This is a genomic window from uncultured Ruminococcus sp. (genome assembly GCF_946415235.1).
In the GTDB taxonomy this organism is placed as follows: Bacteria; Bacillota; Clostridia; order Oscillospirales; family Ruminococcaceae; genus Ruminococcus.
Map to the genome: position 1 here is coordinate 1 of NZ_CAMKRR010000135.1, position 6,679 is coordinate 6,679.

Consider the following 6,679-nt stretch of genomic DNA (forward strand, 5'->3'; position numbering starts at 1 on the left):
GTAAAGACCTCTGTTGGTCCCGAGCAGGAATACTTCCTCGTTGACCGTGAGATGTGGAAGAAGAGAAAAGACCTTATCATGACAGGCAGGACCCTCTTCGGTGCTATGCCTCCTAAGGGTCAGGAAATGGACGACCACTACTTCGGCTCTATCAAGCCAAGAGTTGCCGAGTACATGGCTGACCTTGACAAGGAGCTGTGGAAGCTTGGTATCCTTGCTAAGACAAAGCACAATGAAGTTGCTCCTGCACAGCACGAGCTCGCTCCTATTTATGATACAACAAATATCGCCGCAGACCACAACCAGCTGACAATGGAGGTTATGCAGAAGGTGGCTCTCCGTCACGGTCTTGTGTGTCTGCTCCACGAGAAGCCCTTTGCAGGCGTAAACGGCTCAGGTAAGCACAACAACTGGTCTATATCCACAGACCAGGGCGAGAACCTCCTTTCACCCGGTGAGACTCCCGCTGAAAACGCCCAGTTCCTGCTTTTCCTTGCAGCAGTTATAAAGGCTGTTGACGATTATCAGGATCTGCTGAGACTTTCAGTTGCAACTGCAGGCAACGACCACCGTCTCGGCGCAAATGAAGCTCCGCCTGCTGTAATATCCATATTCCTTGGCGACGAGCTCACAGCAGTTCTCGACGCTATCGAAAAGGATAAGCCATACGGCGGAACAAAGAAGGAGAAAATGCAGCTTGGTGTTGATGTTCTTCCTAAGTTCAGCAAGGACTCCACTGACAGAAACAGAACCTCACCGTTTGCATTTACAGGAAACAAGTTCGAGTTCCGTATGCTCGGTTCTTCCAACAGTATCTCCTGCGCAAATATCCACCTCAACGCAGCAGTTGCTGAGGAGCTGAAGCAGTTTGCCGATAAGCTTGAGGGCGCTAAGGACTTCAACAAGGCTCTCCATGATCTTATCAAGAAGACTATCAAGGATCACAAGCGTATCATCTTCAACGGCAACGGCTACGATGATTCATGGATAAAGGAAGCTGAGAAGCGCGGCCTTATGAACCTTAAGACCACCGCTGACGCAATGCCTCATATCTGCGACAAGAAAAACGTGGATATGCTCACCTCTCACGGTGTATTCACAGAGGCTGAGATATTCTCACGCTGTGATATCATGCTTGAAAACTACATCAAGACAGTCAACATTGAAGCTATAACCATGATAGACATGGCTCGCAAGGAGATAATCCCTGCCGTTTCTAAGTTTGCAGCTGATACAGCTTATGCAGTATCTATCAAGAAGAGCGTATCAAAGGTAGCCTGCAAGTACGAGAGCAGCCTTGTTACTGAGCTTTCAGAGTTAATTGATGAAATGGATTCGGCAACAACAAAGCTTGAAAAAGTAGTTGCAGATTTCAAAAAGCAGGATGTTATCATTAAGGCATCTGAATTTGTCCGCGATAGTATGCTCCCGGCAATGGATAAGCTCCGTGCCGCAGCTGACAAGGCAGAGACATTAACGGCTGAATCTTATTGGCCATTCCCTGCATACGACAAGCTCCTTTTCGGAGTGTGATATTTAAGAGTATCAGAAAAGTCTTTTATAGACAGATCCTTGAAATACAGCATAAACTACAGAGCCAACAGCATTTTTGCCGTTGGCTTTGTAGTTTTTTAGGTGATATCATTGCTGATTTGTTTTGAAGGATTAGGCAAATTGAGAAAGAATTGGAACCGTCATAGGCTCATTTTAATTCTCAATTCACGTTTCTGATTATTGCTTCATTTTTGTAGTAAAGAAAACTGTAGGTGAAAGAAAAGCCATTGGCGATAAAACAGTATTCAGCAAGGGGGATATACTCTCGTTGTTGAAGGTGTATGCCTTTTTTGCGTTATAAGAGCAATATTAGTTAAGCTCTCCGTGTACAGTTGGTCACAATTGCAGTTCCTTTCGTGATTTTAGCATTTCCATTGACCGTAAACAGTATCAAACAGCGATCTCCCCGTGCGGGGAGACCTTTATATATATCAATATAGACACAGCTGTTTGATTTCATTTTCAGAATTGTCGTTATAGGCTTTCTTGTTTTTATTCTATTCTACGTTGTTTTTACTTTGTGGGATCCTCATACTTGATTTCGGCCTTACAGAAGTTTCCAGTCAGGTTGTGAATTAATATTGCTAACTGTCCGAGTTCATAAATACCGCTGTGATAGAGCTTTCCGTTATAGATATCCACCGTGTTTACAACAAAATGAGCATGGTAGAGTGAACCTCCCTGGTTTTCATAATGAACAGCTGTTATTACCTGATACTTCTTTCTCAGGTGCTGTGCGATTATCTCTGTAAGATTGCAGGCTGTTATTGAGTCAAACACCTTGTTTTTATCAAATGACACAACCAGGTGCATTACTGGGTTATCGCCTGTTTTTCCGAAATAATCCTTCACTCCATACATCTGGGTGTATGTATATTTCGGATTGGTATCACATACGCCATAACCTTTGGTCAGTATACGTTTTTCTCCAGGTTCGAGCTTATCCTTATACACGTAATTCACGCAATGTCTGAAGTAGCCTGCTCCATCGCCGTTATCTGTTATACGCTTCTGAGTTAGTATGTCCATAACTTATTACCTTCCTTTTCAAGTGCTTTTGCTTCCGGTTCGGAATATTTCGCCACTGCTTTCACAGCTTTGTTTGTAAAGTCCTGAACCGCTGCCATGAATGACGGTTTGTTGTCGTTTCCAGGATGTTTCAGCCTTTCGTTCATCACGGCATTAGGTTTAATACCTCGCTCCTTAGCCTCTTCTTCAATTTCATTTGACAAAGCTTCTGTCATAAGTACCGTTTTGCGCACGGTCTTTTTCTCTTCGGGTTTTCTCATACGAATTATCCTTTCAACTATAGTATAAATCTGGCGCGGATATTGCTATCTGACTTGAAACAACTCAGTGAAGTCCAAGAAGTATGCAGATCGAATGGACGGGTTAGTGGGTTGAATCGAAGGATCTTGTGACTTGTGACTGTTACTCCGGTACTGTACACATATACTCGAACCATCATCTCTGTCATATCACATGTACCATATCAATAGTTCTCTCTACTGATACATGTTACTTCGTTTTGAACCTCCAAGACTACACTGAGTATACAGGTCGCTTACGCTCAGATTATCATATAGTAATACATTTTTACAAAATCATCAAAATTCCGATTTTTTCAAAAACTGATATATACATTATTACTTCGTAATACATTTTTTTCAAAAAAGGCCTTTTGAGGCCTTTTCGCGAAAACCTCCGATTTTTTCGATTTTCTATATGTATATTATTAACTTGAATACTTACGCGCGTATTCAATGATAATGAAAGGAGGATCGAAAAGATGCATAATACTAATCGTTTTCTTACCTGCGGTGTCGACAGCACTATCCCATTGGAATTGCAGATGTTTTTGTGGGAGTGTGTTGAGCGTATGCCTGCTCCAAAAGACTATTTACAGGTCTTTGAACTGAGTGCAGCTGGTCCTATGCAGGCTATTACTCATAGCTCGGAAGAGCCTGCATACCGTATGACGTATATTATACCGTCAGATACGCCTATAACGGAAAAGCTGTACATAATAGATGACGGTGACCACAGCACAATGCTTTTAGCAGAAGAATATTAACATTAATGCCAGCCCCTTCGGGGGCTGGTTCTTCTATTTTACGGAGGTTTTTACAAATGGATGAAAAGAATGGAAATGTCATGTATTGCTCTCATTGTGGAGCTGTTATTGACGAAGATGAAGATTATGAGACTATCGACGGTGAGATAGTATGTACAGACTGTATTGAGCAACATACTACGACATGTGACAGGTGCGGTGCTATAATCTGGACCAGTGAAAGTTTTGGTGACGACTATACAACTTTATGTAGTCACTGCTATCACAACCATTACACCAGATGCAGCTGCTGTGATGCGCTATTACACGAAGATGACGCTTACCACTTGGACGGCTATGACTACTGCAGCGAGTGCTATCATGATGAAGTTGACAAGAGTCGCAGTATACACGACTATGGTTACAAGCCAGAGCCTATATTCTACGGTGATAGTCAGCGCTATTTCGGCGTTGAACTTGAGATTGACGGAGCAGGTAAAGACAGTGATAATGCTGATGAATTGCTTGTTATCGCCAACAGAGAACAAGAGCATATTTATATTAAAGGCGATGGTAGCCTTGATGATGGTATGGAGCTTGTAACTCACCCAATGAGCCTGGATTTTCATAAGCAGTTTCAGTGGGAAGATATTATGAAAAAGGCTATATATCTAGGATATCGCTCACATCAGACAAGTACCTGTGGACTCCATATTCATGTCAATCGCTCATGTCTCGGTGATAGTCGTGAAGAGCAGGATGAAGTTATTGCCCGTATCTTGTTCTTTGTTGAGGCGCATTGGTCAGAGCTTCTGAAGTTCAGCCGTAGAAGTGAATACTCTATCAACCGCTGGGCTGCAAGGTACGGGTATGAAAGAACTGGCAGAGACATCCTCGAAAAAGCAAAAAAAGGAAATCTAGGGCGGTATGCTGCGGTTAACCTCATGAACTATTCGACTATAGAGTTTCGTTTGTTTAGAGGTACACTCAAGTACAACACGCTCATTGCTGCATTAGAACTTGTAAATGATATCTGCGATCTCGCTATCAGTCTGACAGATGAAGGTATAGCGAATATGAGCTGGAGCGAGTTTGTAGATACGGTAAAGGAACCTGAATTGATCCAGTATTTAAAAGAGCGCAGATTATATGTAAACGAAGAAGTGATAACAGAGGAGGAAATGTGATGGGACTTCTTGCAGATATATTCGACATGGATGAAGAAACTGAAAAGGATATCAAAGACGTTGTTAAGGCAGTAGGTTTGATAGCACTTTTGATTGGCGGAGCAGGTGCAGCTGGTGGCTCGCTTGATTTGCCTTTCGATAACGATAATGGGGAGGAATGAAGTATGTGCGCATTATTCGGATGGCTCGATTATAAAGGGATTGTCCCATATAGGGTACTGAAGAAACTTACACAGGCATTGGCTAATGCCGCGGAAGAGAGAGGCACGGATGCAGCTGGCATCAGCTATGCTCACGATGGCAAGGTCACGATATTCAAAAGACCAAAGCCTGCACATAAGCTGCATTTCAACGCACCTAACGGAACAAAAGCAATCATGGGACATACGAGGTTAGCAACTCAGGGAGATAAGAAACATAACTACAATAATCATCCATTCCCTGGTCATGCTGATACAGAGTTTGCCTTTGCACATAACGGTGTCCTCTGGAACGATAAAGACTTACGAAAAGACGGTGTGATATCGAATACATATATAGATACTGACAGCTATATCGGTGTACAGCTGATTGAAAAGCAGGGAAAGCTCGACTTCGACAGTCTTCAGTATATGGCGGAGACAGTTGAAGGCAACTTTACATTTACCGTACTTGACCAGTACAATAGCCTATATATCGTCAAGGGCAGCAATCCAATGTACCTGCTCCATTTCGAGACAATAGGCTTATATGTATATGCTTCAACGGAGACTATCATGAAAAAGGCTCTCAAGCAGTTGGGACTACAGAAGTTCGAGAGCAAGCGTGTTGATACCGAAGAAGGCGATATCATCCGTATCGACAGGAACGGCAAAATCACACGCTCACGGTACGAACCTAAAATATACAGATCCAAGTACATGAGCTGGTATGATGATGACCTCTCTTCTTATTGTAATGCACACGAGGAAATTCTACTGGCATACTGCGGCTGTTACGGAGTTGACAGCTCGGATGTTGAGCTCCTGCTTGAGTACGGCTACACCAGCGACGAGATTGAAGATATGCTCACAGATCACAGCCTGCTCCGCGAAGCACTCAGAGACGTCAAATACATGTGCGGTGAAGATGTTTATGAAAGCTGCTATGGTGGTGTGTTCTGATGGGCAGAATAGGATATATCCGTGTATCAACGGAACATCAGGAAACAGCACGACAGGAAGCGTTAATGGAACAATATAAGGTAGAGCGCATCTTTGCTGAGAAAATGTCAGGCAAGAATGCTGACCGTCCTGAACTGAAAGCTATGCTTGAATACGTCCGTGAAGGCGATACTCTTTACATTGAGAGCATCAGTAGGCTTGGTCGTTCTACCCGAGATTTGTTAAATATCATTGATGTGCTCCAGCGCAAGAACGTAACTCTTGTCAGCAGCAAGGAGAATATTGATACCAATACTCCGCAGGGACGATTCGTTCTGTCGATATTCGCGGCACTTTCAGAGCTTGAACGCGAGCAGACTTTACAGCGCCAACGCGAGGGTATCGCTATTGCAAAAGCACAGGGAAAGTACAAAGGTCGGCAGCCCATTTCTACAGACTGGGTAAAGTTCGGCCAGCTGTACGAGCAGTGGAAGGCTGAAGAAATAACAGCCGTAGAATTTCAGAAAGAAATGGGCCTGCGTGCCAATACCTTTTACCGCAGGCTTAAAGAGTACAAAAGGAAGTTTACATAAACAGGAGAGAGCCGGCATTTTGCCGGCTCAAACTCTTGCAATAGGGTGTCGTTTTTATTTGCAATATTTCAAAAGCTGAAAAACAACTTATATGCCACAGTTTTTGCATATGGCATTAGACTAAGGTCATATGAAACATTGTAATGAGCCTCCGAATGGTGGCTCGCTAAG

8 protein-coding genes are annotated in these 6,679 nt (G+C 43.3%); 6 read left to right on the plus strand and 2 right to left on the minus strand.

Translation table 11 applies throughout. From position 1 onward, the window contains the following. The coding region (locus Q0R37_RS14600) for a glutamine synthetase type III (RefSeq protein ID WP_294755307.1) at positions 1 to 1,533 on the plus strand (1,533 nt) is incomplete at its 5' end. Positions 1,534 to 2,067: 534 nt separating this feature from the next. Here Q0R37_RS14600 and Q0R37_RS14605 read toward each other — a convergent pair. Together Q0R37_RS14605 and Q0R37_RS14610 are read right to left on the minus strand one after the other, a co-directional pair. After that, the gene (locus tag Q0R37_RS14605) at positions 2,068 to 2,583 is read right to left on the minus strand and encodes a relaxase/mobilization nuclease domain-containing protein (RefSeq protein WP_294755308.1); all 516 of its coding nucleotides are present in this window, start codon (positions 2,581 to 2,583) and stop codon (positions 2,068 to 2,070) included. After that, positions 2,571 to 2,843, minus strand: coding sequence for a hypothetical protein (locus Q0R37_RS14610; protein WP_294755309.1), 273 nt, complete (start codon positions 2,841 to 2,843; stop codon positions 2,571 to 2,573). Before Q0R37_RS14610 ends, Q0R37_RS14605 begins: the two co-directional genes overlap by 13 nt. 500 nt (positions 2,844 to 3,343) lie before the next feature. Here Q0R37_RS14610 and Q0R37_RS14615 point away from each other — a divergent pair, with 500 nt between their 5' ends. The 5 genes from Q0R37_RS14615 to Q0R37_RS14635 are packed head-to-tail and all read left to right on the plus strand — an operon-like array spanning position 3,344 to position 6,508. Beyond that, entirely contained in the window at positions 3,344 to 3,628 is a 285-nt protein-coding gene (locus Q0R37_RS14615; RefSeq protein WP_294755310.1) for a DUF960 domain-containing protein, read from the plus strand. Positions 3,629 to 3,684: 56 nt separating this feature from the next. Next, complete coding sequence (locus tag Q0R37_RS14620) at positions 3,685 to 4,794, plus strand: amidoligase family protein (protein WP_294755311.1); 1,110 nt, start codon at positions 3,685 to 3,687, stop codon at positions 4,792 to 4,794. After that, positions 4,794 to 4,955 (plus strand): hypothetical protein, encoded by a 162-nt coding sequence (locus Q0R37_RS14625; protein ID WP_294755312.1) that lies wholly within the window; start codon positions 4,794 to 4,796, stop codon positions 4,953 to 4,955. Before Q0R37_RS14620 ends, Q0R37_RS14625 begins: the two co-directional genes overlap by 1 nt. Before the next feature lie 3 nt (positions 4,956 to 4,958). Then, a complete protein-coding gene (locus Q0R37_RS14630) occupies positions 4,959 to 5,936 on the plus strand; it encodes a class II glutamine amidotransferase (RefSeq protein ID WP_294755313.1) in 978 nt (325 codons plus the stop codon). Beyond that, positions 5,936 to 6,508 carry a recombinase family protein gene (locus tag Q0R37_RS14635; RefSeq protein ID WP_294755314.1) on the plus strand — a complete coding sequence of 191 codons (573 nt, stop codon included), beginning with the start codon at positions 5,936 to 5,938 and terminating at the stop codon, positions 6,506 to 6,508. The genes Q0R37_RS14630 and Q0R37_RS14635 overlap by 1 nt, the downstream gene beginning before the upstream one ends. Positions 6,509 to 6,679 lie beyond the last annotated feature (171 nt).